The following is a 25939-nucleotide window of genomic DNA, read 5'->3' as shown; positions in this document are numbered from 1 at the left end:
CAATTTGACTTGTTTTACATATTAAATTAATGTTAAGTTTTGGGCTTGTGTATTTTACCGGTCAATGACTCGGATACATTCAGGGCGTGATCACCGATGGACTCACAGATCATGATCAGTTCGTTATAGTAACTCCCGGCCGCATAGCTGTATTTATGATGGCTGACTTCATCCAGATGCTGCTGGCGGATGGTGGTGCAGTATGTATCGATCCGATCCTCCAATTCCACGGCAGCCTCCAGGCCACTTGAATCGGACTCCCTTTCCAGGTGGTCCAGCATCAGGGTAAGCGATTTTCTGACCAGATCGAACATCGTAAACAGGTTGTCACGCATCTCCTGCGTAAACCAGACCTTTTGTTCGTTCTTTGTTTTAATGGTCTGAGCCATTGTGAAGCAGTCATCTCCCATCTGTTCCATTTCACCGGCGATGGTCAGCATCCCTTTTATTTTCCGGGAGGTCGCCAGGCTCACTTCAGCTTCTGCGAGCATGGTCAGGTAATCGGTGATTTCTGTTTCCATCTGATCGGTTTTATCTTCGGCAACAGAAATCTTTTTCAGTAAATCGGAGTATCTGGTATCTTCCTTTTCCAATAACAGTTCCGGAATATAATTGAACATATGAACGATCTGCTGTCCGTACCGGGCAAGGGCCATTTTTACCTGAACGATCGCAATTTCTGACGTGGAGGAGAGGCCTGTTGAAAGATAGCGCAGCGAGAATGACTCTTTCTTATCCTCTTTTTTTATGACCAGGTAGCCGCTCAATTTCTCCAGAAGAGGAATGAAGTTCACCTGGACAAGGGTGTTGATGCAGTTGAAGAACGTATGAAACCCGGAAAGAACCAGGGGCATGATCGATTGAATTTCAATTAATTCTGAAGGATCATACTTCAGAAGGGAGTGCCCGGTGGATCGGATGACGATCAGATCGATCAGGTGGATGAGTGGTCTGAAAAGGATCAGGAACCAGAGCGCACCGGTCAGATTGAACAGGAAATGGATTCTGGCTGCCCGTTTGGCTGTGTGGTTGGTGACGATGGCAGCCAGGTTGGCAGTAAGGGTGGTACCTATGTTGGCCCCCAGAACCATGGCAGTGGCCAGTTCAAAGGAAACCGAACCATTGTAGCACAGGACCAGGAAAAGGGTGATGGTAGCACTGGATGATTGGATGATCATCGTTATGAGCATCCCAATGAGCGTAAAAAGGATCACCGAAAGGTATCCCAGGTTGGTATAGTTGCTCAGAAAGGCAAGTGTCTCGGGATACTGGTTGAAATCGGGTACACTTTCCCTGAGGAACTGCAGGCCAATGAACAGGATTCCCAGGCCGATCAGGAATTCTCCCCATACCTTATACCATGTTTTGGCAGACAACAGCAGGATCAGGCTGACCCCGATGAGGGGCAGATACAGTTGCTGGATGGAGAGGGTAAATCCGAAAAGGGCAACCAGCCAGGAGGTCACCGTGGTCCCGATATTGGCACCCATGATCAGGGGTACCGACCGTGTCAGGGAGATCAGCCCGGCATTCACAAACGTGACGATCATCACGGTGATGGCAGAAGAAGACTGGGCCACGCCCGTGATGAGTAAGCCCGACAGAATGCCCTTCAATCTGCTGGCGGTCAGGCGCGACATCACGTTTCTCACTCTTTTACCGGCCATGCGCTGGAGAGCCTCGCTCATGGTCTTCATTCCAAACAAAAAAAGACCCAGTGCGCCCAGCAGGCCCATGATCCGCAATATGATCTGCCACCAGTCCATCAAAACATCATGCAACTATGGTATGTACCGGTAAAAGTAAGGAAATATGCATTAAAGTGGTTACCTGTAACAGGTATGATGCGGGGTATGAACCAGTGGCATCATTTGGATGCCTGCAACTGTATAATGATCTCGCGTGTCAGCTCGGGATCAAGTTCCACATTCTCAATGAGACTGTTGTTGTAGGAAATGTACGATGCCACGAGGTGATAGGTGCCGGGTTTAAGGCTGCCGAAGGAATAATGCCCGTCAAAGTCGGTGTAGGAAACCAGATCGGTGCCTTTAATCATTACAGCAACACCTGTCAGCGTTTCACCCGTCAACAGATCAAGGACCTTTCCTTCGATTTTTGCTGATTTGACAGAAGGGGCTGTGGTGGTTTCCCCATCGGCGAAAGCCGCTGACATACCGAGAAAGAGGAAAAACAAAGCGAAAGCTGTGATCTGTTTCATCTGGTTATAATTTTTAACGGTACAAAGGTATACCGGGCATTCAGCAGATGCGTTAAAAACAAATTAAGCTTCTGTTAAGAAATCGTTAACCGGTGACAGGCAAAGTGGGGGCGGGCACACCTGGGCCAACTTGCGCATTTATCTTTCCGAGTTCGCACCGATGCTTTTTAAATAAAAGTTACCACGCTTTCCAACAATTCCTAACTGATTGATCAAGGGAATACCAAATTTGAATTAAGCATGATCATATTAAGGGAAGAGCTTATAAATATCTCTTCTGTGGGCAATTAAGATAAACCGAATTGTAGTTGCATCGACAACTTCAAAACCTATACGATAATCCCCGACCCTTATTCGGTAATAATTAGAAAATCCAGTAAGCTTTTTGATGTTAGGGATTTCTGAGAGGAAGGAAGTAGTTTCAATTTGAAGGACAATCTGCTTAAGCCGGCTTAGAACTGCTTGACTGTGAATGCGTCTTAAAGACCTCTCAAATGACTTATCGAACTCAACAGTCATTTCTTTTCCAATTGTTTTAAGATGGAATCACGGCTCACACTTTCTCCGGTTTTTGATCGCTCCATGAGAAGCCCCATTGCAAGATCCTCATATTGTTCTTCATTTATATTGAATACTTTTGCACCTAATTTCCTGGCCAGTTCTTTAAGGATTCTGGCATTTTTTCTGTCGGTTTGAATGACAATCGCATCCATAGCTGTTTTTTTACAAAAGTACCTAATTTTACTGAAAGTGAAGTAATCAAACCAATGCATTTTTACAAAGCATTTCACTACTTTTGAGCACAAATCATTTTTATGAGAATCATTGGAATCATGTTTTTTCTTTTGGTTGTCCAGGTATCCTTTACGTACTCCCAGACAACCACCGCTGAGCGGTCAGATTATACCTCAACCTCCACCCATGCGGAGGTGATGAGCTTTATCAGTGAACTCACATCCACCTCTCCCTTTGTGAGAATGGACACCCTTGCCCTGTCGGTCGAAGGGAGACTGGTTCCATTGCTGGTCATTGGCAATCCGCTGCCTGCCGGACCTGAAGACCTGAAGACCGACAACAGGCTTGTGGTCTACCTCCAGGCCAACATCCATGCCGGTGAGGTGGAGGGAAAGGAAGCCAGCCTGATGCTGGCGCGGGACCTGTTGAAAGAACATGATCCGAACTATTTCAGGAACCTGGTCATACTGATATGCCCGAACCTGAATCCCGATGGCAACGATAAGATCAGCACCCGGAACCGCACCAATCAGAACGGTCCCCAAAATGGCGTCGGGCTCCGGTATAACGGTCAGATGCTTGACCTGAACCGGGATGCCATGAAGCTGGAAACGCCGGAAATGAGGGGTGTCGTCACACAGGTCTTTAACCGGTGGGATCCGGCCCTCACCGTCGACTGCCATACCACCAACGGATCCTATCACGAAGAAGCGGTGACGTTCAACTGGATGGTGAATCCCAACGGAGAACGCAGATTGATCAATTTCATGCGCGATGAACTCTGCCCTGGGATTTCCCAAAGGCTGAAGACCGTTTATGACGTGGATAATATTTTTTACGGTGAGTTCATTGATTTCAGGGATTATTCAAAAGGATGGGAGTCATATGCTTCAGAGCCCCGTTACCTGGTGAATTATGTGGGTGTGCGCAACCGGCTGGGGATTCTGAACGAAAATTACGTTTATGCGGATTACACGACCCGGGTGATGGGATGCTATGCCCTGCTTCGGTCCATCCTGGATTATACGGCAGAAAATGGTGCGAAGATCAAAGAGCTGATCCATACGGTGGATGCTGAAATGCTCCTCCGGGAAAACCATCCGCTCCCCGCTGATTCTTTCGCACTGGAGTATGAGGCCAGGCCCACACCTGAAAAGGTGACGATCCACGCCTATGAAGTTGCCCCCAATCCGGAGCCGAATGTCTGGCCTTATTACATTCGTACCGACAACAAGGTGACCGTCACGGTTCCTTTCTTTGCCGATTATTACCCTACCCGCAGCATTGCACTGCCATCTGGGTATGCCTTAACCATTAATGATCATCATGTCCTGGATTTGTTGCGGATCCATGGCATCCGGTTCAGCCACCTGGAGGATTCGGCCTTTTTCCGGGTGGAAAGCTTTATCATCAGCGAATTAAAACCCTTCGAACGGTTGAACCAGGGACATTATACTAACAGGGTAAAAGGAGAATACAAGCAGGAAACGAAAACCTTCCCGGCCGGAACAATCTTTATTTCCACTTCACAACCACTGGGGAAACTTGCCGCATATTTGCTGGAACCCGAGTCGGATGACAGCATGCTGTTGTGGAACTTTTTCGACCGGTACCTGGTACCGCAGTGGGGAAGAGGATATTATCCGTATCCGGTGTACAGGATCATTGAGAAATAACCTCACCCCCTTTCTCGGGGGTGTGTCAAAAATACTTAACCACAAAGTAACACAAAGGAAAATACATGACAGTCAACTACTTAGTGTTCCTTATTAAAAATACTTTGTGTACCTTTGTGTTTAAAAACCACTTTTGACACAACCTCGCCGGGGGGTGAGGTATATGGAAAAATCAACATGAACCTCAATAGTAAAAGGATCCTCGACCGGCAGGCAGGAGTGTTTTTGTTCTTTGTCATTCTTTCGGTTGCGCTCCGCTTTTTCAGCTTTTTCCCCAGTGTGCTGAACCACGATGAATCAACCTACCTGGAGATTGCCCGCGAAATGCTGGAAGGAAAGGTGCTCTATGTTGATCTGATCGACATCAAGCCTCCCGGGATTTTCCTGATCTATGCCCTGTTTCAGTGGCTTTTCGGACATTCCATCGTTATCATGCGGTTGCTTCCTGCACTTTTAATAGCCGTATCCTCGTTCATCGTTTTCAAAACAAGTCTTCGGTTCACCTCCAACGACCGCGTTGCCGTTGCCAGTGGCACGATCTATATCCTTTTTCTGTCAACATGGTCCGGCTTCGGCATTTCACCTGACATTGAAATATTTTTTAACCTATTCACAATCAGTGCTTTATATGTTTTCGTTAACCGCGATCACTGGCTGAATTACGCGGTTGCCGGACTCCTGATGGGTACCGGCTTCATCATAAAATATGTCGTTCTCTTTGATCTTATTGCCTTTCTGCTGTTTTTCACCTGGCGATTTTTCAGGAATCAACCCCGGAAACCTCCTGGCTCGCTGCTCCTGAAGCTGTCCACGGCTGTAACAGGGTTTATGTTACCTTTCCTGTGTGTGAACCTATACTATTATGTTACGGGATATTTTCAGGAGTTTGCAGAGATCACCTATGGCGCTGTCGCGAGGTACCCCAGGGAGTTCGTTCCAGGCCAGATGGCCTTGTTCGTGCTCGGATTCATGGGCTATTTTCTTCCGGTTTTCTTTTTCTATTTTTATTCGCTCTTCAACCGGTCCCTGCATCAACACATCGGGAAAGACCTGTACCTTTTATCGCTGCTCTGGGTGGTTCTGGTCAGCATTGGAATCCTTGTACCGGGCAATACATTCAATCATTACTGGATCCAGGTCATGTTACCGGTCAGTCTTCTGGCCGGGACTTTCTTTCATCCCGACCATCAGTTACCCCGGTTACTTGAACGGCTGACAAGGGGCACAACCGGGTGGATCATTTTTACAGTTTTCTGCCTGGTGATCATCTCGTTCTCAATCCGCGACCATGCGGGTAAAAAAGATACGCCCCGGCAGATAGCTGCTTATCTCCATCTCAGGCTTCAGCCTGAGGATGTGCTTTACGTAGCCAATCATTTTCACGTACTCTATTACCTGCTGGAGAAGGATTGCCCGACACCTTACGTTCACCCGTCGCTTCTGACCTCTCCGAACCACAGGCAGGCCCTGAACCTGGATCTTAACAAGGAATTTCAGCGGATCAGCGATCAGAAACCGGTGTACGTTCTCATTCAAAGAAAAGGGCGGAATAGCATTGACTGGTTGTATCCTTTTCTAAATGAACACTACACGCTTGAGCAGAAATTCAGTGAAAAGATGGAACTATACAGGAGAAAGATGTGAATGCCGGTCCTTCGTTTCCCTGGATCAGGTTTGCCGGATCATGTTTCTGTCAAACAGGACCTCGTGCTGAAATTCATCAGGAATGTCCTGCGCCACCAGCCTCATTACCCGGGCCATTTCTGTCAAGATCCCCTGAATGTTTTTCCAGGACGCCTGCTCAAGAAATGCAATGGTCAGCTGCTGCCGGAGACGGAATAATTGCCGGCGCTGATCATCATCGAACAACACCCGGTTCTGGTGGGTTCGTTCTTCTGTGTAATGATAGGGAACACGGGTTACCTGTTTAAACAGCTCATATCCGTAATCAGTCGTCTCATCCGAGTTCATGGTGTAATGTGACCACCGGTCAACATAGCCCTTTATGTGCCATTGATCCCGGAACTCCCTTCGGGCCAGGTCGGAAAAGGGGGAGATGATCAGCGGGAACAGCAGGTAACTGGAGGAAGCCAGGCCAATGTCAAGATCATTCAGAAACTGAGCGGTTTGGTTGATCGTTTCACTGGTCTCTCCGGGATATCCCACAATGAAAGTCATCAGTGCCGTAATTCCGTTCCGGTCAAGGATTTCGATGCCACGCCTGGCAGTTTCCAGGTTCTGCGATTTATTCATTCTCCGGAGCTGTCCTTTATCCCCGGATTCGATCCCCAGAAGCGAGATCAACAGCCCCGACCGTCTGATGGTTTCTATGTTCTCTTCGTTGACCGATGAAGCCCGCATAAACCCGATCCATTGTTTTATTCCCGACTCGATGAACGCTTCCGTGACCTCGTGTACTCTCCGGGCATTGATGAAGACATTGTCGTCGGTCGGGTGAAGGATGAACGGTTTGCCGCCGGCCCGTTGCCGGATCATGCTCAGCTCGGCCATCAGGCTTTCTTTTGAGCGTATGAAGATCTGTGGATAGAGCTGGTAGAAATCGCAGTAACGGCACCGGAACGGGCATCCGACCGAGGTTCTCACAGGGACCTGTTCAGGCAGGTCGTCGAGCAGATCCCAGCGGGTGAAATCCCGGTCATAGTTGACCAGTTCATCATACCGGTTGGTGAAATGGCAGGTTCCGTCGGGTTGAGGAAGGGCAAGGTTGGGGATATGGGTCAGATCCGACTTTTTCCCCTGTGAAAGTACAGTGAGGATCTCAAGCAAAGGCTTCCTTCCGTGGGGCGACACCACAAAAACGTCTGCCGGAATGTCTGTCGCCGGGATGCTGAACAACAGCGGATTGCTGTCTCCCGTGTTGTCGGGCTGATCCTGGTGAAAGGCAAGGAACTGATAGCTTTTCCAGACAAAGATACCTCCGGCGATCAGGGGAATGTCAGGCATATGTCGGCGGATATCCAGCACGATCTGTTTCAGCGAATCCGTGCTCAGGATCATGGTGGTCGAAAGGCAGATGGCAAACGGATCGGCATCAGCCAGCCGTTTCAGTTCGGTGTCGGAGCACTGATAGGTAGTCACGGTCTGGTACCCCTGTTCACGGAGCAGTCCGGTCAGGTAAAAGCCGGCTGCCGGCATCATATCCCGTTTGGAGGGTACGGCCGGCAGCCTTTCGTACCTAAATCCGTTCTGCATCAGTTCCTGCAGGGTTGCCAGGGTCAGCTCACGGTTGCTGGTCTTCAGCCTGAGGGCCAGGTCGAGGTGGTACTGGGTTACATCCACCATGGGTGCGATGACCGCAACCGTTTTTGCCATGCGGTTGACTAATAGTTGAAGATTTCTTCCAGTGTAAGCTCTTTCACCGGGCCGATCTTTTCCAGCAGGTCAAGCCTGACATCACCTTTCTTGCCCAGGACCAGGTAGGTGTAATTCTTCCCTTTGATATGCTGATCAAAAAAGGCATTAAGGTCATCGAGTGTCATCTTTTGAACGTTATCGTAGATGTCTTTTCTGATGTCATAGGAAATGCCCCTGTCGAGGTTCGACAGGTATGTCCAGAACACCTGGGCTTTGATGATACGTTCGGAATTCAACTGCTTGATGATCGACCCTTTTGCCATGTCAAACTGAATCTCCGCCCGGGGCATTTCATTCATTAATCCCAGCATGGTGTTGGTGGCCTCCATTAGTTTATCTGCCTGTGTGCCCACAAAAGCATAATTAAAATTACCGCGGTCGGGCTTGTTAGCCATTGCATAAGCGGCGAATGCTGAATAGGCCAGTCCCCTTGCCTCCCTGATCTCCTGGAAAACGATCGAAGAAAGGCCAGAGCCAAAATACTCTCCAAACAATCGTGCTGCCGGATAAAGGGATTTATCGAAAGGCTGATCTTTCGAAACCAGCAGCAGGTTGACCTGGGTCATGTCGTAGTTGACAAAATAGACCTGGTTCTGTTTGGTTTCCAGTTCGGGGTACTGAACCGGTTGTGGATATTCTTTCAGGGTTTTGGCCACTTTATGATGGATATTCACCGTTTCTTTGACTTTGCCAGGTTCTTCCTGCCCATAATAGAAAATTTTATGTTTATATTCATAGATCTCCTTGATCAGATTGGTCAGTACGGCAGGATTGATGGCCTTCAACGTTTCCTCGTCCAGGATATCTGTAAAGGGGGAAACCGGGCCATATTTACCATAATTGAACAGGGCGCCCCAGAGTATGGTGTTGCTGTTCAGCTTATTGTCGGCCCTGTCTTTCAGAATACCCTTCACATATTCCTGGTAGGCTGCTGGATCGGGTTGGACACTTGAAAGGACGTGTTCCAGCAACTCCACTCCTTTGTCGAATGATTTTTGAAGTCCGGTAATGGAGATATAGGACCTTTCATCCCCTGCGCTGACGCCCATTTGCAGGCCATAACGGAAGAATTCCTTCTGCAGGTCGGCAGGCGAATATTGATCGGTACCCAGGTAGGGCAGATAATTGACGGCAATCGGGAGGTTGAGGTCATGGTTCTTTCCCATATCAATGATATAATTCAAACTGAACAATTCATTGGTGGGATTTTTCATATAATAAAATTCCACTCCTTCGCTTAGCGTTTCCCTGGCAATTTCTTTTTCAAAGTCAAGGAATACAGGTTTGATTTCCGTTGCAGGGATTTTAATGAATTCTTTTGCAAATTCAGATTGCAGGTCACGGTTGACCGGCACAGGTGTGATGGGAGGTTTTTCCACTTTTTCCACTGCATCCTTTTCGCCCAGCCGTTTATAAACAACCACGTAGTTGTCCTTATAATGATCATTGACGAATTTGACAAGCTCTTCTTTCGTGATTTTTTCCATTTCATCGATAAACGACAGCTGTGTTTCACGGTCAGTCCCATTGATAAAGCCCGAAACAAGCGTAAAGGCACGGGAGGCGTTGCTTTCTTCCCGCCGGATTTCATTGAGGCGGAAGTCGTTGATCACGGCTTCCAGCATCCAGTCGTCGAACTCCCCTTTCTTTACTTTTTCTATTTCTCCCAGCAGGAGGTCTTTCACCTCTTCAAGTGTCTGTCCTTCGCGGGGTGTCCCGTAAAACTGATGGATTCCGTAATCCATCAGAAATTGTCCATAGGAGCCTGCCCTGAGCACCTTTTGTTGCTGGTTCAGGTCAAGGTCGATCAATCCCGCCTGGCTGTTGCTAAGCATCTGATCGAGCAGGGTCACATATTTCCTGTCGGCCGAGTTAAATCCTCCGAAGCGAAAGGCAAGGTTGACCGATTCGGCATCCGGGCCGTGGATCTCTTTCACGACAGGCCTCGTGATGGGTTCTTCAACAGGTTGGATGATGACCGGTAATTTGGAGGGTTTTTTACCCCCGAAGTACTGGTTAATAAGTTGAATGGTCCTATCCGGATCCAGATCACCTGAAAGAACAATGGCCATATTATTCGGTACGTAGAACGTATGGTAGAAATCATAGATGTTCACCATGGATGGATTTTTAATGTGTTCGGGTAGGCCGATCACATCCCTGCCGTAAGGATGAGTGGGGAACAAACCCTCCATCATGGCATTGGATGCCCGGCTGTCATCCATGTCGTTGTACATATTGTATTCTTCATAGACCGTTTCCAGCTCGGTGTGGAACAAACGCAGGACCACATCACTGAACCGCTCGCTTTCCAGCCGGATCCATTTTTCCAGATCATTGGAAGGGATGTCGTTGATGTAAACGGTCATGTCGTACGAAGTGCCCGCGTTGGTGTTCTTTGCCCCCAGGCTGGATACGAGCTTATCGTATTCGTTGGTGGCCACATAGTGCGCCGAGAGCTGCGACAGGCTGTCGATTTTGTGATAGATCGCCAGCTTCTGTACAGGATCGTTGGTGGCACGATGCTCCTCAAAAAGGTCGGAGATCTGTTGTAACAGCATTGATTCCTGCTCCCAGTCGGTGGTTCCTATTTGCTGTGTACCCTTGAACATCATATGTTCAAAATAATGAGCCAGCCCGGTGGTTTCCACCGGATCGGATGTTGAGCCGGCCCGGATGGGGATCAGTGTTTGAATCCTGGGCTGATCTTTATTGACCGAAAGGTAGACCTTCAGGCCGTTGTCCAGAGTATAGACTCGTGCATTCAGCGGATCGTTGGTCACGATCTGATACGAATAACCGTTGCTGTCCGTTCTGGTTTCGGTCGTGTACTTATCGCTGGTGAAGGAGTAGAGTCCCATCAGGACCAGCAAAATCGAAATAAGGCTGAGTTTTTTCATATGGATTAAATTTGATAGTGTTGATGCCGGATGCTTTTCCGTTAGCTGCAAGCCGAGCGCAGCGAGATCCCGACGGCAGGTCGTGACTCCAAGCTGCTCACAGGGGTGCAAAGGTAGGGAAATTACTGTTATAAAATCACCTTTTCTGGCCAGGGATTGAATTTTGCCGTGCCCCAGAGTTTGTTGATGTAATCAATGGAGAAGAAATCCTCAAAGGCATGGATCCAGTAAGTGCCTTTATCAGTCAAACGGATCTGATCACAGCCGTTGGATAAATACCCGATGCCTGACAATATGTTCATAAACCTTCCGTATCTCGTGTCAAATGGGGTATTAAATCGTTTCTCAAATGCGCTTTTTTTGAATTGTGTTTCGTATATCCGCCAGTAAAGCCAGCCCGACATCTGCATTTCTTCGGAAAGGTCAATGGATAATGCAATGGGCGATTGTCCGCTGTTGATGGCGTTCACATAATCTTTCACACTGAACGTGTTCACATAAAAAATATCCTTCAGGTATGAACTTCCGCTGGCTCCCAGGCCCAGGTATAAAGGGACGGTGACCGAACAGTATTTTGCAATCCCTTGTTTAGTGAATGCCCATACCGACGACCGCTCAAAACCTGAATCATAAAGTACTTCTTCCAGTATCCTTAACAATCTTCTGCGCCGAAACATGGTGGCAATAGCATTTCTATGGTGATTCCCTCCATTTCCCCAGCGGGTGTAAGGGAACCTGAACAGGGGATAGGTCGCTACCTGTTGTACACCCAGGGTTACCATATCATGGGCCGCCTGTTCGACTTCTTCCGGCGTCTGTCCGGGAAGATCGAACATGTAATCCATGTTGACACACTCAAAGCTTCTTCCGACAGCCCTCTCAACGCTTTTTTTCACTCTGGCAACCGTATAGGGCCGTTCAATAGATCTCAGGTGATGGTCCTGCAACGCTTCGACGCCCATGCTCAGATACTTTACACCCAAGGCTTCAATGGCATCCAGATTCTCAGGTGTCAGGTGGTTGGGATGGCTCTCCATGTGAACGGTGCATTTCATATTGAAATGTTTGTAAATATGGCCAATGATCTCCTCCAATCCTTTACCTAACATGGTGGTCGGGGTGCCACCACCGATGTAGAAACTGGTTACGGGCTTACCGGACGAAATGGGTGCGTAGGAGTCGATTTCCCTGATGACTGCCTTCTTATATCGCCGGCATGCCTCTTCTGAAAAAAGCTCTTTATTATAGGGACAGTAGGGACAGATCTGGTTGCAGAAGGGAATATGAAGATAGATCCCCAGTTCAGGAATGTCCCTGAATTGTTCTGCTATTTGTTCATAGGATGGGATGTTGTTTTTAAACACAATTTCCTTTTTCCCGGTAAAGTGTCTGCTTATTTTATTTCTTATAAGCTCGGAAATCATAGGGATTAAAAGTATTTCAATGCATTGATGATGGCCCCGGGCTTCATTTTCAGGGTCTGGTCAATTTCCGCATAACTCAGATAACCGCAGTCTTCACAAACCGCCCCCTGATTATTTTCCCTGCAACAGGAATAATAGTGACCATCCTCGAACACACGGCAGATATTCAGATTTTTCTTCCAGTCGTTTCGTATGGCTGATTGAAGTCCGGCAGAAGAATTCAAGATTTTATACCGGCCTTTCAGTTCCAGCAGTTTCTTCAGGATGGTTTTCTTTGCAACGCTATCCAGAAAAAGTTCATCATAACCGTAGTATGGTGTATGAAAGTAAAAAAACGTTCCTTTGATTTGCGGTATCCGGCTGACATAGTCGCAAAATCCGGGGACATCCTCCTTATTCAAGGAGTTGATCGTATAATTGATATAGATCGATGGATGACGGGATCGCTGAATATGGTCCATGATCTTATCAAAGGTTATCCCCCTCAATGCATCATGGGTTTCCGGCAATCCGTCGACGCTGACAAAGATGGTATCGGCACCTGATTCGATGGGAAATGTGCCGTTCGTATAAATAATAACTGCATAGTATCCTTTTTCCTTAGCATAACTGACAATATCTTCCAAAGTGAAAGTGTGATCCCGCCACATAAAAGGCTCCCCGCCTTCCAGGTACAGGCAGCGGCCTCCTTCAGCATAAAAGGCATCCATCACGTTCACGGTTTCATCAAATCGCATGGGGTTGGTTTGACGGTCAACCACGGTGCAGTGGCGGCATCGAAGGTTACACCTGTTATGCAGGACCAGTCCGCATATCAACGGGCCGGTCTTTCCGATGAGCCAATAATTGACCAGATATTTTATTCCAAAGAAATACTGTTTCATTCAAGGATCATTTTGCTGACAGATATGCTGAAAACCTTGCCGCAATTTTCCGCGGTATGAACCGCACCATAAAAACCTGTATTTTGTTTGCCATCCCGGGAACGACCAGGCGTTTCCCATTCATCAATGCGTTAAATCCTGTTTCAGCGACTTTTACAGGATCCATTACCGGGAAAAAGAAAGCTCCTCTTCTGTTGTTGAGATCCTGAAAGGTGGTTCGGATTCCGCCCGGGCACAGGGCAGTGACCGTAACACCCGAACAGGCTACTTCTTCGGCGAGAGCCTCTGAAAAGCTCAGAACAAAGCTCTTCACTGCACAATAAACCGCATTGTACGGGCCGGGAACAAAAGATCCGGTCGATCCTATATTCAGGATCCCTCCCCTTCCTCTTACCAGCATGCCGGGAAGTAACAATTTTGTCAGCCGGGTGTGATTTAAACATTGCATCAGGATCATTTTCTGCTCGTCTTCCCATCTTGTCTCAGAAAAAGCTCCTTTTACATAAAATCCCGCGTTGTTGACCAGGTAATCGACGGTAAGAGACTTATCCTGTATCCATTTAGAAATTTCATTGGCTGCATCCGGACGACTTACGTCAATAGCCATCACCCGGGCATGAATTGTGTACTCCTTTTCCAGTTCTCGTGCAAACTGAACCAGCTTGTTTTCCTGCCTTGCAACAAGAATGACATCATACCCGTTTTTAGCGAATCGTTTGGCCAGTTCGTAACCTATTCCACTGGAGGCTCCGGTTATCAGGGCATAATTCATTCCTGGTTTTGAGTTGATAAGCTAGTCGAATATTTTTTCTTTTACGGCATAGGTCAACGTTCCGTTTTCATCGAATTTAAGTGTCGCGTTTTTCTCGCAAAAGATACCATCGATGGTTTGATCGATAGCGGAAGTGCATTTTTTCAAGGAGCCATCCTCATAAAAATGGACGCCTCCCCTTACCTGGGATCGTTTGCATACTGTACCCTGGATCTCTGTGTCATCCAGCGGTTGGAAATATTTCAATTGTCCGCTGGGATAGAGAAAAACACCTCCTCCTCCTGACCAGAGCCAGTGGGTGTAATCACTGCCTGAACATGTCAATCCCTGAATGATTGGATTCGTTAGGGAAAAGCAACAAATGGTCCCATTATGGTCAAACCTGACAAAGGTTTTCCCGGGCAGGATATTCCTTGCAATGGTATCCTCTTCGGCTAAAATGCACCCCAGTAAACTCCAGTCTGTCTTAAAGAAAATCCCTTCACTGCCGTTACACGAAATTCCATTGATCAACAGATCAGATGAGGAAACACATCGGTTAATAAACTGTATCCTTGCCCCCCTGATCGCACAATAATATTTCAGGGATCTGATATCTTTCTGAAGATCAAGGTCGAGGCCAATCTCCAGATGGGTATCTTTTGGGAATGTATTCCCTGCAAAGATATGATCCACGGCCAGGATGCATTTACTTAGGTTCCACCCAGTGGTAAAGGTTACCTCTCCATAACAGGGGATATCATCAATGATCCTATTTTCTTTCAGGATACCTTTTATCTGAAGGGTATCCTGTTCTTGCTCTTTAATGAGGAATGTAATTTCAGAAAATTCAATTTGATGGAATGTAACATTCGTGTAAGAATATTCTTTCCTTTGCCCCCAGCATGAAGTTGATATAATGATCATTAAAAGGGGGAGTGTGGCATTCTTCATGTTTATGGTTTTGGGTTCCTGACCTTAATCCGTATGCGTCTTTCTGGCTCTTGCTCTAAGATAAATGAACACGAATATTCCATATAGAAGACTGGCTATCCCACATACAGGAATACCCCAGATGAGTGCCATGAGTGGGACATAAAGAAGTACGGTATGCCATTCCAGCCCTGTGATGGCACCGGTTATTTTTCCCATGATAAATCCGACTTCCCACCCTAAAATAAAGGCAATCATGCTTCCGATTAAAGAAACCAAAACGGCTCTCACCGCAGTTGAAAGAACACCTGCGTTTTTTTCAAAAATTCGTTTGGCCAGTTTCCTAAACACTAGTTCTCCAATGTAAGCAGCAATCACTGTGGAAAGGACGCCCGTTAATACTATTTTCCACAAGGGCCCTTCCATGCTACCACCTGGACCCCAGCCTAATAGATACCCCCCTAATGTAAATACCAGGCCATAAGTACATCCGACAATCGCACACAGCCACATTCCGGTGAGCGTAATGATTTTCTGTTGGTTTTCCATCATTCTATATATTCTTAAGTGATAAGTTCTTCTCATCTCATCACAAAAGGTACAATAATCGCAATGATCCCCGTGCATACCACCACCATCAAAAAAAGGTTATATCGCACGCTGTAATTGCTGAGCAGCGAAGCATCATAGTACTTGTCCACCTGCTGGTCCCTGTACATGGCAAGTAATCCGTGCAGGAGTTTCGTACGTGTCTGTTTGCCTTTCAGTAGGCCGAAAATGGCCACGATGTTGATCAGGATGACCAATCCGACAAAAATGAACATTACCACAAGGGTCGTATCATCTGTTCGTGATTTTTCAGCGGAGCTGGCATTAATGGCCAGGGTGATCAGGTTAAGGGCTATCGAAGCCAGGATGAAAATAATATCCGTTTTTGCATTCTGCTGCAGCTCGGAAGTGATGTGTTTGTGAACATGTTCGATCATGGCGCTTCAGATTTTGGTTAGGTTAAAGTATTTGGTTTAAAGATAGTGATTTATAGGGCTTTTGTCAATTTGTTTTGAAGGTTGCATCAAAGTTTTTTTGTTTAACCACAAAGTCACACAAAGGACATCACAAAGGAACACTAAGTAGTTTATTATCATGCATATATTTTTATGTGCCTTTGTGAAATCCTTCGTGCTCCTTTGTGGTTAAATTCATATGATACACCCCGTACCTCATTAAAATGGCATAAAGAACGAAAAATAATGGTGACTGATCTGATCGGGAGGATCAAACAACAGGAGCGTCGGAATCCCCGTAGCCCTGGAAAAGTAAGGATCCGTTGCCTTGGCCTCGTTCATCCGTTTCTCAGCCTGTGCCTGGTTTTCCTGGAACATTTCGATCTTTCCGAGCCAGCCAATCGCATAGGCCTTTAAAGGGGCGATAGGTTCCGGCTTTGTAATTAAATATTTTTCAAAGTATGCTTTAGCAATGGGCAACTCACTCCCCGCGAGCTTCTGGTCCTGCATGACCTTGAACATGTGGTACCTTGCCAGGTCAAGCAGGAGGATGTTCTTGCCCGGATCCAACTTCATCGCTTCATTGAAATACTGTTCGGCTTTTTCAGGATTTTCCTTATAAAGACAGGCTTTTCCAGCTTCCATCAGGAAGTCAGGTTTTCTTCCGTTCAGTACCAGCAGGTCCTCCCAGTATTTTACCGGATCGCTGTCTTCCGGAGCCAGGGCCGCTTTTGCCTTTGCCCCGAAATAACCATCCAATCCTGCAAGTTTCTCAGCATACCGGATGGCTTTTACGCTGTCGCCTCCCATATCCCTTGGCAGAAGCCCGTAAATTTCCACCAGATAGAGCATGGCCTCGTGGTAATCAGGTTTCAGCGTGAGGACCTTTTCAAACTGTGTACATGTTTCATCAATGCGATCCTTGATCTCTGCCTGCTGCCCCTGCTGCATGGCCATGAATGCATTCAGGAAGCTAACGATGGCCCTGTAGTAGACATAGGTGACATTACCAGGATCCAGGGTCACGGCGTGTCCGATGCTGGCGCGTATTTCATCCACGTTCATCTTTCCCCCTCCCGTGAACATGTAATACTTTAACCTGGCCATTTCGTAATGCGCCATCGCCTGAGTGGAGTCATCACTCAGAATGGAATCAAGGAGTGCTTTCGCCATATCCGCTTTGCCGTCAAGGCGCAGATGATAGGCTAGCTGTACTTTCTTATCCGGATCAATCCCCGCAAAAATGCAGGAAACAAAGATCAGGGACATCGGGATCAATAAACAAACCAGTTTTTTCATGGTAATAAGGTATTAAAATGTTGCATCCAGTGAAAATGAATCGTAATTTAGGTGTCAAATCTCGTGAGATAGCGGTTTTTATGTTTGCATGACCCTTGTAAACTTTTTGTAAAAACTTTGCAAGAGATTTACATTCATCAGATCCTCTAATTGAGCACTTTTGTGAGAAACAACGATCTACAGACGTTCAGCATGTTAAAACAAAAGGTGGCAGAGCGCATGCGTCAGTCCTATCCGGGAATCAATCCATCCATTACAGAATGGAAAGGACAGGAGATCGTTGATTTCCAGGAAGAGTTGTTACAGAATGTCAGTGCCCATATCAGTGAAAAATGGTTCTACAATCATATTAAAAAGGAAAATCCATCGCTGCCGCGGATCGATATGCTTAATTTATTAAGCAGGTATGCGGGGTACGCCAACTGGGATGATTTCAGATTCAAACACGGCTCACAGAGCACAACCATTCTGCCTTCCCGGAATCCAAACCGGTATTTTTTCTATATCCCGGCACTGGTGATCCTGGCCACGGGAATGCTGTTCCTTGTTTTTAAATTCACCAGCACAAGAGAGTATCATTTTCGTTTTTATGATGGCGATACGGCTGAACCTGTCACCAATTCGCTCATCGAGGTCAGCCTGCTGCAGGAAGGTGAATCACCGGTCAGTCATTTGTGCCAGCCCGATGGCAGCTTCAAATTGAAGACGGATAAGCTTCAGATAAGGTTTGTGGTGGCATCGCCTTACTATCAAAGGGATACGATAACCCGTATCCTGGACAAGTTCAACCGTGAGGAAGCGGTTCGGCTTCGCCCCGATAACTATGCCCTGATGATCCACTATTTTTCAAGCATGAATGTGAAGGACTGGCAAAAAAGACGGGACCAGCTGAACCTTATCATTGCCGACAGCGCCCTCATTTTCCAGGTCTTTGGCAAGGAAGCCATCGGGGTGGAATTATACAGCAAATGGGAATTCATCAACAAGCTGACATTGCCTTCGAGCGGATTGAAGAACATCGAAATCCTGGACACCCGTTACCAGGGTGAAAAGATCTCGATGATCCGTTTCAGGCAAAAGGAAACCGTCAAATGAAAAAGTACATCATCATCTTCGCTGCTGCACTGTCGTACCTGCTGCTCAGCTCAAGATCCTGCGAGGGGCCGGAGCTGGAGGGTGTCCTGACGGATGAGGAAGTTCTCGCAGCCACAAAGGCGTCCTTCAAGCATCAGTTTGCCTCGGAAGATCTGTCCCGGGAAGTGTTAAGCGCCTTGGAAACCAAGGCACAGCAAAAGCTGGCCGACTTCTGCGATTATCTCAACCTGTACACGGATGCATCTCTGGACAGTACGTTCAGAACCCAGGCCCTCCTGATGATCAGGGAACTGTTTGTCTCCGACACTGTGCAGATCAATACGTTACTTACCAGTGAGGCAGGTGGCGGGAATCTGCCCCTGAATGATTTCATGGATCTCCTGGCCAATCCTGCATATCCTTTCCCGATTCTTTTCATCGATTCCGTTCAGACCGTCAGTTCCCTGAACAGGGCCGATGAGATTTCCTACAGGGGCCTCATCGCCTTTCGGCGACAGTTAGAATTCCGAGCATCTTCCGATACTACCCTCCGTGGTAACGAAAGCATGGTAGCCGAAATGGTCGCAGTCAAAGCCATCAAAGCCATAGGCAGCGACACGCTGCAAGTCTGGGAGGTCTTCCTGGGAGAAATCAGGCAATACCTCACCCCCTAGCCCCCTCTCCTAAAGGCGAGGGGGAAAAAAGGAAGAAGAGTTCACCGACAAATCCTACACTTCATCCTCTTTTTCCCACAACTCGGCGAATTTAATTTTCATATTCCTTGCCGGGAGTGAAATTTTGCATGCAAATACGGTGATAAATGAAAACGACCCTCTTTCTGATCCTGTTTGCCGGTATGCTGACCTCGGTGAGTTCCCAGACCACAATCATGGGACGTATTACAGATAAATCAGGCGAAACCATTGTCGGTGCCAACGTCTATCTGGAGAACTCGTACGACGGAACCTCTACGGATGTGGAAGGGAATTTTAGCTTTACAACGGGATTGTCGGGGCAGCAGAAGCTGGTCGTTAGCTTCATTGGGTATGTTCAGTTCGAACAATTTCTGGATTTTACCGGTGAAACGGTCACGCTTTCAATTATTCTTCAGCCCGACAACCGGGAACTGGGAGGGGTGGAAATCACAGCTGGTATTTTTGAAGCGAGCGACGAGAAAAAAGCGGTCATCCTGCGGCCGCTGGATATTGTCACGACCGCAGGTGGGCTGGCTGACATTTCGGCTGTCATGAATACCCTGCCCGGCACGCAGACGGTAGGCGAGGAAGGGAAACTGTTTGTCAGGGGAGGAGACAGCTATGAGACGCAAACGTTCATCGACGGCATGCAGGTGGTCAATGCCTATTCTTCCTCCATGCCGGATGTGCCCTCACGCGGACGCTTCTCGCCCTATATGTTCAACGGCACTATGTTCAGCACCGGCGGTTTTTCAGCTAAATATGGCCAGGCACTTTCTTCGGCCCTGATCCTCAAGTCGAACGACCTTCCCGAACAAACCGTCACCGGATTGTCGCTGATGACCATCGGACCGGGCGTCGAACATACACAGAAATGGGATCGCTCTTCGGTTTCGGCTTCCCTGGAGTATATGAACCTTGCGCCTTATTTCAAACTGATCCCGCAGGAATTTGACTGGGAAAAAGCACCGGAAGGGATGGGAAGCATGATGACGTTCCGGCATCAGACCAATGCCGATGGCATGCTGAAAGGATTTGCCACCTTTAACCATTCGAACGAAAGGATGAATTATCCAAGCCTGAGTGACATTGACCAGGTGATGGCACTCGGACTGAAAAATAACAACCTGTATACGCAGGTGAACTATCAGGATGGGATCGGGAGTAAAATCATTTCCCAGACCGGTGCATCCTTTATGCAAAATACAGATGACACAGATATCGATCAGGACAATCTGAACGAGAAAGAGCAGTCCATCCAGGTGCGGCAGGTCATCAAATACATCTACAGCGAAAAGATCATCGTCGAGGGTGGTGCTGAATGGCAGCGGAAGGAATTCCGTCAGAAGTATTTTTCGGCGGAGGAATCCACTTTGTATCAAACTGAATTTACGGATAATTTATTCAGTGGTTTTGCCGAAGCCGAGGTGAACTGCTCCCACCGCTTTGCTTTGCGGGCAGGCGGCAGGGTCGAGTATTCAGGACTTCTCAGAATGTTCAATATGGCACCCAGGGTGTCGGTGGCCTATAGAACGGGTAAAAGCAGCCAGGTCTCGCTGGCTTACGGGATCTTTTATCAGAGCCCTGACCGTGATTACCTGCTGTTTGATCATGACCTGGATTTTGAACGAGCGGCCCACTACATCCTTAACTATCAGATCATGAAAAACCGTCGGATCTTCCGGGTGGAAGTATACCGCAAAAAGTATGATAATCTTATCAAATACAATGTTTTGAATTCACCGGATCCGAGTAATTACAACAATAACGGCAGTGGATATGCCCAGGGGATCGACATTTTCTGGCGTGACCAGCGGACCTTTTCCAATATCGATTACTGGATCTCTTATTCTTTCCTCGATACGGAAAGGGATTATAAAGACTACCCTGTGTCAGCGGTGCCTACATTCGCCTCCAGACACAATGCCTCGGTGGTGGTGAAATACTGGGTGGGGAAATTGTCCACTCAGTTCGGAGGAACCTACTCTTTTTCAAGCGGGCGGACCTATTACAATCCCAATTCCGATGCATTTCTGAACGATCAAACCAAACCCTATCACGACCTGAGCCTCAATGCCAGTTATCTGACCGAGATCTTCAAGAAATTCACCATTGTTCATCTCTCAGTCAGCAATGTGCTGGGTTTCAATAATGTGTTTGGTTATCACTACCAGACCACCCCCAATCCGGATGGCTCGTATCCCTCGTTTCCCATAAAGCAATGGGCAAAACGGTTCTGGTTCCTGGGAGTGTTCGTATCGATATAGCAATTGCCCGATTGCTCGACGTAACGATGTAACGATATAATAATGAACAATTTAACAATTTAACAATTTAACAATGAAAACACTGATCATCACCATTTCACTTATCGTCTTCAGCCTGGCTGGGTTTTCTCAGAAAGATCAGTATGCAACCAGTATGAAAGCGAACATTGACCGGATGTACCAGTCACAAACCATCGAAGATTACCAGTCATCGGCCAATACGTTTGAGCGGATCGCCCTGGCGGAAAAGAAGGAGTGGCTGCCCTCGTATTACACAACTTACTGCTATATCATGATGGCTTTTATGGAGCAAAAGCCCGACCAGATCGACCCCTACCTGGATATTGCCCAGAAGCACCTCGACAAAGCCCTCGCCATTGACGGAACAGAGGCGGAGTTGTTTGTCCTGCAGGGGATGCTGCACCAGGCCCGGATCAGTGTGGATTTTATGGGCAGGGGGATGACCTATTCCCAGATGGCCCAGGGCGAACTGGAGAAGGCTGCTACTATGGATCCGAAGAATCCCAGGGCATTCTACCTGATGGGAATGAACGTTTACAGCACCCCTCCGATGTACGGCGGAGGCCCGCAGGCGGCCCTTCCCCTGTTCAAAAAAGCACAGGAGAATTTTGAACTGAACTCAACGGTCAATGATGGCCTGATGCCAACCTGGGGAACAGAACACAACGGGCAGATGCTCGCTGAATGTGAGCGAAAAAATTGATACATTTACAGTCCGGATTGACCCATGAAAGGCGTAAAGAAAAACCTGCTCAGGCATCTCAGGGATATCGTCGTTGTCACCCTCGTCGGCACATTGGTATCACTGCTGTTTATCCTGAATGCACTGACCTGGCACAATGTGCTGGTCAATTTGGGCTACTGTGCTGTTCTGGGTACCGCTATCTGGAAAGGGAACGAGGTTCTTACCTATTGGACTGAGAAAAAGTACCCGTGGGAGAAAAATCCAGGCAAGGCATTGATAATCAATATTATATTGACAATACTGGTATCCATCATTCTTATTTTCCTGGTCAATTTCATCTGGTTCAGCATTGTCTATAAACTTAATTTCTGGCAATTTTTTCTGCAACGGGGAGGCTACTGGCTGGTGGTCATTCAGTTGCTGGTCACGTTCATCATAACTTTGATTCTTTATGTAGGAGACTTTTTTAAATCCTGGCGGGAATCCGTAAAAAGGGAGGAACAATTCAAGCGCGAGAGCCTTGCTTTTCAGTACGAATCGCTGAAGAACCAGGTCAATCCGCATTTTCTTTTCAACAGTCTGAACGTACTGAGCTCTCTGGTCACGAAGGACCCGGAAGGGTCGGTACAGTTCATCAGACAGTTGTCGGAAGTATACCGGTATGTTCTCGAGCAAAAAGACAGGGAGGTTGTGGAGCTGGGAACGGAGATGAGGTTTGTGGAATCCTATGTTTATCTGCAGAAGATCCGATATGCCGATAACCTGCGCATCGAGCTGGCGCCTGATCTTTCGGATCATTATTCAAGGCAGGTGATCCCGATATCGGTGCAGATGCTGGTCGAAAATGCCATCAAGCACAACGTCGTTTCAGGGGATGAGCCGCTGACGGTCAGGATCGGAGTGGAGGGAGATCATCTGGTGATCCGGAACAACCTGCAGGTCAGGACGACCGTCCCGGAATCGGGGAACATCGGCCTGAAAAATATCAAGTCACGGTATGAATACCTGACCGAGAGGGATTTTTTCATTGTGAATGACGGGAAGGAGTTTGTGGTCAGGATTCCATTGATAGATATCCTATGAATGCCATTATCATTGAAGACGAGAAGCTTGCTGCCGAGTATCTGCGGGGACTGATCCAGCGCTATGATCCTCAGATCCGCGTGCTTTTTGAGTCGGATTCGGTCAAAAAGACGGTCCGCTGGTTTGAGGAGGGCGGACAGGCCGACCTGGCCTTTTTCGACATTCAGCTGGCCGACGGGCTGAGCTTTGAGATCTTCGACAAAGCCCTGGTTACCTGCCCTGTGATCTTCACAACGGCCTATAACGAGTACGCCCTGCGCGCTTTCAAGGTCAACAGCATTGATTATTTACTGAAACCGATTGACCTGGGTGATCTTAAAAGGGCCATCGATAAGTTCAGGACCGGCTGGCTGAAAGAGCCGGCAGATCATACCACCCGCCGCCTGGATGCCCTTGACCGTATCCTGCATCAGTTTCAAAAAACATACAAGTCACGTTTCGTGGTAAAGGTGGGTGATCACATCCGGCCTGTGGTGGTGGAGGAGATCCTGTATTTTTACAGCCTTGACAAGGCCACATTCTTTGTCACGGCTGAAAACAGGCATTATCCCGTGGATTATTCGCTGGAGTACCTGGAGGAGATCCTCGACCCTTCGCGTTTCTTTCGCATCAACCGCAAATATGCCATCAGCCTGCCGGCCATTCTGGATATTATCAGCTATTCCAACAGCCGGCTGAAAATTAAACTGAAACATTCGACCGACCAGGATGTCATTGTTAGCCGGGAAAGGGTATCGGAGTTCAGGCATTGGCTGGACCGGTGAAGAATAGCCATTGCTGATTACCGAGAGAGAAGGAGAGGTGGAAGGTGAGGGAGATATTCCAAAGGATATCAGAAATATTTCTAATATCTGATTCCCTTTCAAATATCAATCTCTCTTTCTCCTTCCACCTCTATCTGGGTAATCAGCAATGGCTATTCCTTCCAGCGCCTCCCCTTCCGACCGTGCGATGACCACCGCACCGCAGGTATCGCTCCAAACATTGACTGTCGTCCGAAGCATATCCAGGATCCGGTCCACCGCAAGGATAAGACCCACACCTTCCAGCGGCAGTCCCACCGCTGTGAGAACAACAGTGATCATCACCAGGCCGGCCATTGGGATCCCGGCTGCACCGATGGAGGCGAGCAAAGCCGTTGCCACAACGATCAACTGTTGTGTGAATCCAAGTTCTACCCCATAGGCCTGGGCAATGAAAATAGCAGCCACACATTCATAGAGTGCAGTTCCATCCATATTGACAGTCGCCCCCAGTGGTAAGGTGAAGCTGGTGATCTTATTCGAAACACCGTCATTGTGTTCCACTGCTTCCATTGTTAAAGGCAAAGTGGCGCTGGAGGAAGAGGTCGTAAAAGCCGTGATCAAAGGGGTGAGAACTGCCTTGAAATGTTTCCGGGGATTCACCCTGGCGAAAAAACGTAAAATCAATGGCAGTGTAATTGTGGCATGGATAGTCAGCCCCAAAAATACAACGAGCATATATAATCCCATACTGGCCATCAATCCGGGCAAATCCTCCTGTTCGGACACTACTTTTGCAACAATACCAAAAATTCCAACAGGAGTAAGCCTGATGATGAACATCGTAAGCCTCATCATCACTTCAAAGACGGAATTGAAAAAATCAGTAAGCTGGCGCTTTGCCTTATCCTGTACCTGCGTTATGAAAAATCCGAAAAGAATGGCGAAAAAAATGACCGAAAGCATCTGGTTCTGGCTGAAAGCTTCAAAAATATTGGTCGGGATGATGTTTTTCAGCGTATCCCCAAATGATTGCGTTGCTTCCTGTAATCCTTCAACTTCATTCCGGAATCCCAGTTCGGCATCGTTGCCGGGTTTGATGGCAATGGCCAGAAGTTGTCCGGTCAGGATGGCAAGAACACTGGTGAGCAGGTAATACCCGATTGTTTTTAGTCCAATTCTGCCAAGTCGTTCAGCGGAACCGATGTTGGCCACTCCTGAGATGATCGAACTTAATATCAAAGGGACAATGACCATCTGAAGCAGCCGCAGGAAGATATCTCCCATCCAGGATACATAATTGATCTGATCTGAAAGAAATATTCCATAAACCACACCCAGCAGCAATCCGATCAGGATCTGCCAGTGCAGCTTCAATCTGAGTATTTTCATATTTTCAGGGCTTGAGATGACAAAGTTGCGAAAAATAGTTTTTTAATATAATTTTGCACCTTATGAAATTGGCCGTCAAGAAGCAAACCATCCCCATTGATCCTGTGTTCAGGCAGATTATGGAGCGTGCCCGGAGCCTTACCGAAAAAAAAGGAGTGAAGGGCTTTACCCTGAACGATCTCTGCATTGAAGCAGGGATCAGCCAGAAAACACTCTGCGAACATATTGAAAATGACCAGGATCTTGTCAGAAAGATCCTGGAGTTTGAACGCGAGAGTTTTAAGGTGATCTTCGATGAATATGACTTCGACGGTGTCAATTCCATCGATATCCTGTTGGTCGTCAGTAAGGAAATAAGTCAGAACTTCCAGAATATCAATCCCTCTGTGACATTTGACCTGAAAAAATATTTTCCTGAGATCTACCAGGATCATTTCCAGAAAAGGGTTGATTTTATTTTTGAACAGATCAAACTCAATATCCAGAAAGGGATCAACCAGGGGATGTACCGTGAGGACCTGAGCATTGAGCTGGTTGCCCGCCTGTATATCAGCAGGCTCATCGATATTCATAATCCCGACTTTTTCCCGCCGGAACGCTTTTCCTTTTCCATGCTGTTTGAGGTGATGTTTGAAAGCTTTATCCGCAGTATTGCCAAAGCCGAAGGGCTCCGTTACTTCGAAGAAAAGATCAAGACCTGCGAGTATTTATCGCTCCGCTGAGGCATCAGCAAACGGTTTTCGAATGACCGGCTATCTTGAAGAAACTAAAATAATATTA

Annotated in this window: 22 protein-coding genes; 9 read left to right on the top strand and 13 right to left on the bottom strand. The window is 47.4% G+C overall.

Annotated features, from left to right (window positions below):
- Positions 1–32: 32 nt before the first annotated feature.
- The 3 genes from PKI34_07720 to PKI34_07710 all read right to left on the bottom strand — a co-directional run bounded on the left by PKI34_07720 (position 33) and on the right by PKI34_07710 (position 2931).
- The gene (locus tag PKI34_07720; protein HNS17691.1) at positions 33–1766 is read right to left on the bottom strand and encodes a Na/Pi cotransporter family protein; all 1734 of its coding nucleotides are present in this window, start codon (positions 1764–1766) and stop codon (positions 33–35) included.
- Between the two features lie 101 nt (positions 1767–1867).
- Positions 1868–2218: a carboxypeptidase-like regulatory domain-containing protein gene (locus PKI34_07715; GenBank protein HNS17690.1), complete on the bottom strand. Its 351-nt coding sequence runs from the start codon at positions 2216–2218 to the stop codon at positions 1868–1870.
- Positions 2219–2733: 515 nt separating this feature from the next.
- The gene (locus PKI34_07710) at positions 2734–2931 is read right to left on the bottom strand and encodes a hypothetical protein (protein ID HNS17689.1); all 198 of its coding nucleotides are present in this window, start codon (positions 2929–2931) and stop codon (positions 2734–2736) included.
- A 102-nt stretch (positions 2932–3033) separates the two neighbouring features.
- Between PKI34_07710 and PKI34_07705 the strand changes: the two genes are divergently transcribed.
- Positions 3034–4629 carry a M14 family metallopeptidase gene (locus PKI34_07705; GenBank protein HNS17688.1) on the top strand — a complete coding sequence of 532 codons (1596 nt, stop codon included), beginning with the start codon at positions 3034–3036 and terminating at the stop codon, positions 4627–4629.
- A 177-nt stretch (positions 4630–4806) separates the two neighbouring features.
- Entirely contained in the window at positions 4807–6273 is a 1467-nt protein-coding gene (locus tag PKI34_07700) for a glycosyltransferase family 39 protein (GenBank protein ID HNS17687.1), read from the top strand.
- A gap of 24 nt (positions 6274–6297) precedes the next feature.
- On the opposite strand, the gene PKI34_07695 is transcribed toward PKI34_07700, so the two are convergent.
- The 9 genes from PKI34_07695 to PKI34_07655 all read right to left on the bottom strand — a co-directional run bounded on the left by PKI34_07695 (position 6298) and on the right by PKI34_07655 (position 17199).
- Positions 6298–7962, bottom strand: a complete 1665-nt coding sequence (locus PKI34_07695) for a radical SAM protein (protein HNS17686.1) — start codon at positions 7960–7962, stop codon at positions 6298–6300.
- An 8-nt stretch (positions 7963–7970) separates the two neighbouring features.
- Positions 7971–10904: an insulinase family protein gene (locus PKI34_07690; protein HNS17685.1), complete on the bottom strand. Its 2934-nt coding sequence runs from the start codon at positions 10902–10904 to the stop codon at positions 7971–7973.
- A gap of 128 nt (positions 10905–11032) precedes the next feature.
- On the bottom strand, positions 11033–12268 hold the full coding sequence (locus tag PKI34_07685) for a radical SAM protein (GenBank protein HNS17684.1): 1236 nt from the start codon (positions 12266–12268) through the stop codon (positions 11033–11035).
- A gap of 65 nt (positions 12269–12333) precedes the next feature.
- Positions 12334–13212 (bottom strand): radical SAM protein, encoded by an 879-nt coding sequence (locus PKI34_07680; protein ID HNS17683.1) that lies wholly within the window; start codon positions 13210–13212, stop codon positions 12334–12336.
- 7 nt (positions 13213–13219) lie between these two features.
- Positions 13220–13984 carry an SDR family oxidoreductase gene (locus PKI34_07675; protein HNS17682.1) on the bottom strand — a complete coding sequence of 255 codons (765 nt, stop codon included), beginning with the start codon at positions 13982–13984 and terminating at the stop codon, positions 13220–13222.
- A gap of 21 nt (positions 13985–14005) precedes the next feature.
- On the bottom strand, positions 14006–14917 hold the full coding sequence (locus PKI34_07670) for a hypothetical protein (GenBank protein HNS17681.1): 912 nt from the start codon (positions 14915–14917) through the stop codon (positions 14006–14008).
- 24 nt (positions 14918–14941) lie between these two features.
- Positions 14942–15448: a hypothetical protein gene (locus PKI34_07665; protein ID HNS17680.1), complete on the bottom strand. Its 507-nt coding sequence runs from the start codon at positions 15446–15448 to the stop codon at positions 14942–14944.
- Between the two features lie 29 nt (positions 15449–15477).
- Positions 15478–15882, bottom strand: coding sequence for a hypothetical protein (locus tag PKI34_07660; protein HNS17679.1), 405 nt, complete (start codon positions 15880–15882; stop codon positions 15478–15480).
- Between the two features lie 237 nt (positions 15883–16119).
- Positions 16120–17199, bottom strand: a complete 1080-nt coding sequence (locus PKI34_07655; GenBank protein HNS17678.1) for a hypothetical protein — start codon at positions 17197–17199, stop codon at positions 16120–16122.
- A gap of 192 nt (positions 17200–17391) precedes the next feature.
- Here PKI34_07655 and PKI34_07650 point away from each other — a divergent pair, with 192 nt between their 5' ends.
- The 6 genes from PKI34_07650 (at position 17392) to PKI34_07625 (ending at position 23788) form a co-directional block, all read left to right on the top strand.
- Positions 17392–18294 (top strand): hypothetical protein, encoded by a 903-nt coding sequence (locus PKI34_07650; GenBank protein HNS17677.1) that lies wholly within the window; start codon positions 17392–17394, stop codon positions 18292–18294.
- On the top strand, positions 18291–18947 hold the full coding sequence (locus tag PKI34_07645; GenBank protein ID HNS17676.1) for a hypothetical protein: 657 nt from the start codon (positions 18291–18293) through the stop codon (positions 18945–18947). Before PKI34_07650 ends, PKI34_07645 begins: the two co-directional genes overlap by 4 nt.
- A gap of 146 nt (positions 18948–19093) precedes the next feature.
- Entirely contained in the window at positions 19094–21235 is a 2142-nt protein-coding gene (locus PKI34_07640; GenBank protein ID HNS17675.1) for a TonB-dependent receptor, read from the top strand.
- A 73-nt stretch (positions 21236–21308) separates the two neighbouring features.
- The gene (locus PKI34_07635; protein ID HNS17674.1) at positions 21309–21959 is read left to right on the top strand and encodes a hypothetical protein; all 651 of its coding nucleotides are present in this window, start codon (positions 21309–21311) and stop codon (positions 21957–21959) included.
- Between the two features lie 24 nt (positions 21960–21983).
- A complete protein-coding gene (locus PKI34_07630) occupies positions 21984–23024 on the top strand; it encodes a histidine kinase (GenBank protein ID HNS17673.1) in 1041 nt (346 codons plus the stop codon).
- A complete protein-coding gene (locus tag PKI34_07625) occupies positions 23021–23788 on the top strand; it encodes a LytTR family DNA-binding domain-containing protein (protein ID HNS17672.1) in 768 nt (255 codons plus the stop codon). The genes PKI34_07630 and PKI34_07625 overlap by 4 nt, the downstream gene beginning before the upstream one ends.
- Before the next feature lie 105 nt (positions 23789–23893).
- Here the strand turns inward: PKI34_07625 and PKI34_07620 are convergent, their stop codons facing one another.
- Complete coding sequence (locus tag PKI34_07620) at positions 23894–25159, bottom strand: dicarboxylate/amino acid:cation symporter (protein HNS17671.1); 1266 nt, start codon at positions 25157–25159, stop codon at positions 23894–23896.
- A 62-nt stretch (positions 25160–25221) separates the two neighbouring features.
- On the opposite strand from PKI34_07620, the gene PKI34_07615 reads away from it, so the two are divergent.
- Positions 25222–25881, top strand: coding sequence for a hypothetical protein (locus PKI34_07615; protein HNS17670.1), 660 nt, complete (start codon positions 25222–25224; stop codon positions 25879–25881).
- Positions 25882–25939: the final 58 nt, after the last annotated feature.

Source organism: Bacteroidales bacterium (assembly GCA_035342335.1).
Classification (GTDB): Bacteria; Bacteroidota; Bacteroidia; order Bacteroidales; family JAGONC01; genus JAGONC01.
Note: the sequence above shows the minus strand (reverse complement) of the source record. Positions and strands in the feature narration are given on the sequence as shown.

Excerpts from the sequence above, each read along its gene's own strand:
- PKI34_07720 (HNS17691.1), bottom strand. The coding sequence starts at position 1,766 with ATGGACTGGTGGCAGATCATATTGCGGATCATGGGCCTGCTGGGCGCA.
- PKI34_07715 (HNS17690.1), bottom strand. The coding sequence starts at position 2,218 with ATGAAACAGATCACAGCTTTCGCTTTGTTTTTCCTCTTTCTCGGTATG.
- PKI34_07710 (HNS17689.1), bottom strand. The coding sequence starts at position 2,931 with ATGGATGCGATTGTCATTCAAACCGACAGAAAAAATGCCAGAATCCTT.
- PKI34_07705 (HNS17688.1), top strand. The coding sequence starts at position 3,034 with ATGAGAATCATTGGAATCATGTTTTTTCTTTTGGTTGTCCAGGTATCC.
- PKI34_07700 (HNS17687.1), top strand. The coding sequence starts at position 4,807 with ATGAACCTCAATAGTAAAAGGATCCTCGACCGGCAGGCAGGAGTGTTT.
- PKI34_07695 (HNS17686.1), bottom strand. The coding sequence starts at position 7,962 with ATGGCAAAAACGGTTGCGGTCATCGCACCCATGGTGGATGTAACCCAG.
- PKI34_07690 (HNS17685.1), bottom strand. The coding sequence starts at position 10,904 with ATGAAAAAACTCAGCCTTATTTCGATTTTGCTGGTCCTGATGGGACTC.
- PKI34_07680 (HNS17683.1), bottom strand. The coding sequence starts at position 13,212 with ATGAAACAGTATTTCTTTGGAATAAAATATCTGGTCAATTATTGGCTC.
- PKI34_07675 (HNS17682.1), bottom strand. The coding sequence starts at position 13,984 with ATGAATTATGCCCTGATAACCGGAGCCTCCAGTGGAATAGGTTACGAA.
- PKI34_07670 (HNS17681.1), bottom strand. The coding sequence starts at position 14,917 with ATGAAGAATGCCACACTCCCCCTTTTAATGATCATTATATCAACTTCA.
- PKI34_07665 (HNS17680.1), bottom strand. The coding sequence starts at position 15,448 with ATGATGGAAAACCAACAGAAAATCATTACGCTCACCGGAATGTGGCTG.
- PKI34_07660 (HNS17679.1), bottom strand. The coding sequence starts at position 15,882 with ATGATCGAACATGTTCACAAACACATCACTTCCGAGCTGCAGCAGAAT.
- PKI34_07655 (HNS17678.1), bottom strand. The coding sequence starts at position 17,199 with ATGAAAAAACTGGTTTGTTTATTGATCCCGATGTCCCTGATCTTTGTT.
- PKI34_07650 (HNS17677.1), top strand. The coding sequence starts at position 17,392 with ATGTTAAAACAAAAGGTGGCAGAGCGCATGCGTCAGTCCTATCCGGGA.
- PKI34_07645 (HNS17676.1), top strand. The coding sequence starts at position 18,291 with ATGAAAAAGTACATCATCATCTTCGCTGCTGCACTGTCGTACCTGCTG.
- PKI34_07640 (HNS17675.1), top strand. The coding sequence starts at position 19,094 with ATGAAAACGACCCTCTTTCTGATCCTGTTTGCCGGTATGCTGACCTCG.
- PKI34_07635 (HNS17674.1), top strand. The coding sequence starts at position 21,309 with ATGAAAACACTGATCATCACCATTTCACTTATCGTCTTCAGCCTGGCT.
- PKI34_07630 (HNS17673.1), top strand. The coding sequence starts at position 21,984 with ATGAAAGGCGTAAAGAAAAACCTGCTCAGGCATCTCAGGGATATCGTC.
- PKI34_07625 (HNS17672.1), top strand. The coding sequence starts at position 23,021 with ATGAATGCCATTATCATTGAAGACGAGAAGCTTGCTGCCGAGTATCTG.
- PKI34_07620 (HNS17671.1), bottom strand. The coding sequence starts at position 25,159 with ATGAAAATACTCAGATTGAAGCTGCACTGGCAGATCCTGATCGGATTG.
- PKI34_07615 (HNS17670.1), top strand. The coding sequence starts at position 25,222 with ATGAAATTGGCCGTCAAGAAGCAAACCATCCCCATTGATCCTGTGTTC.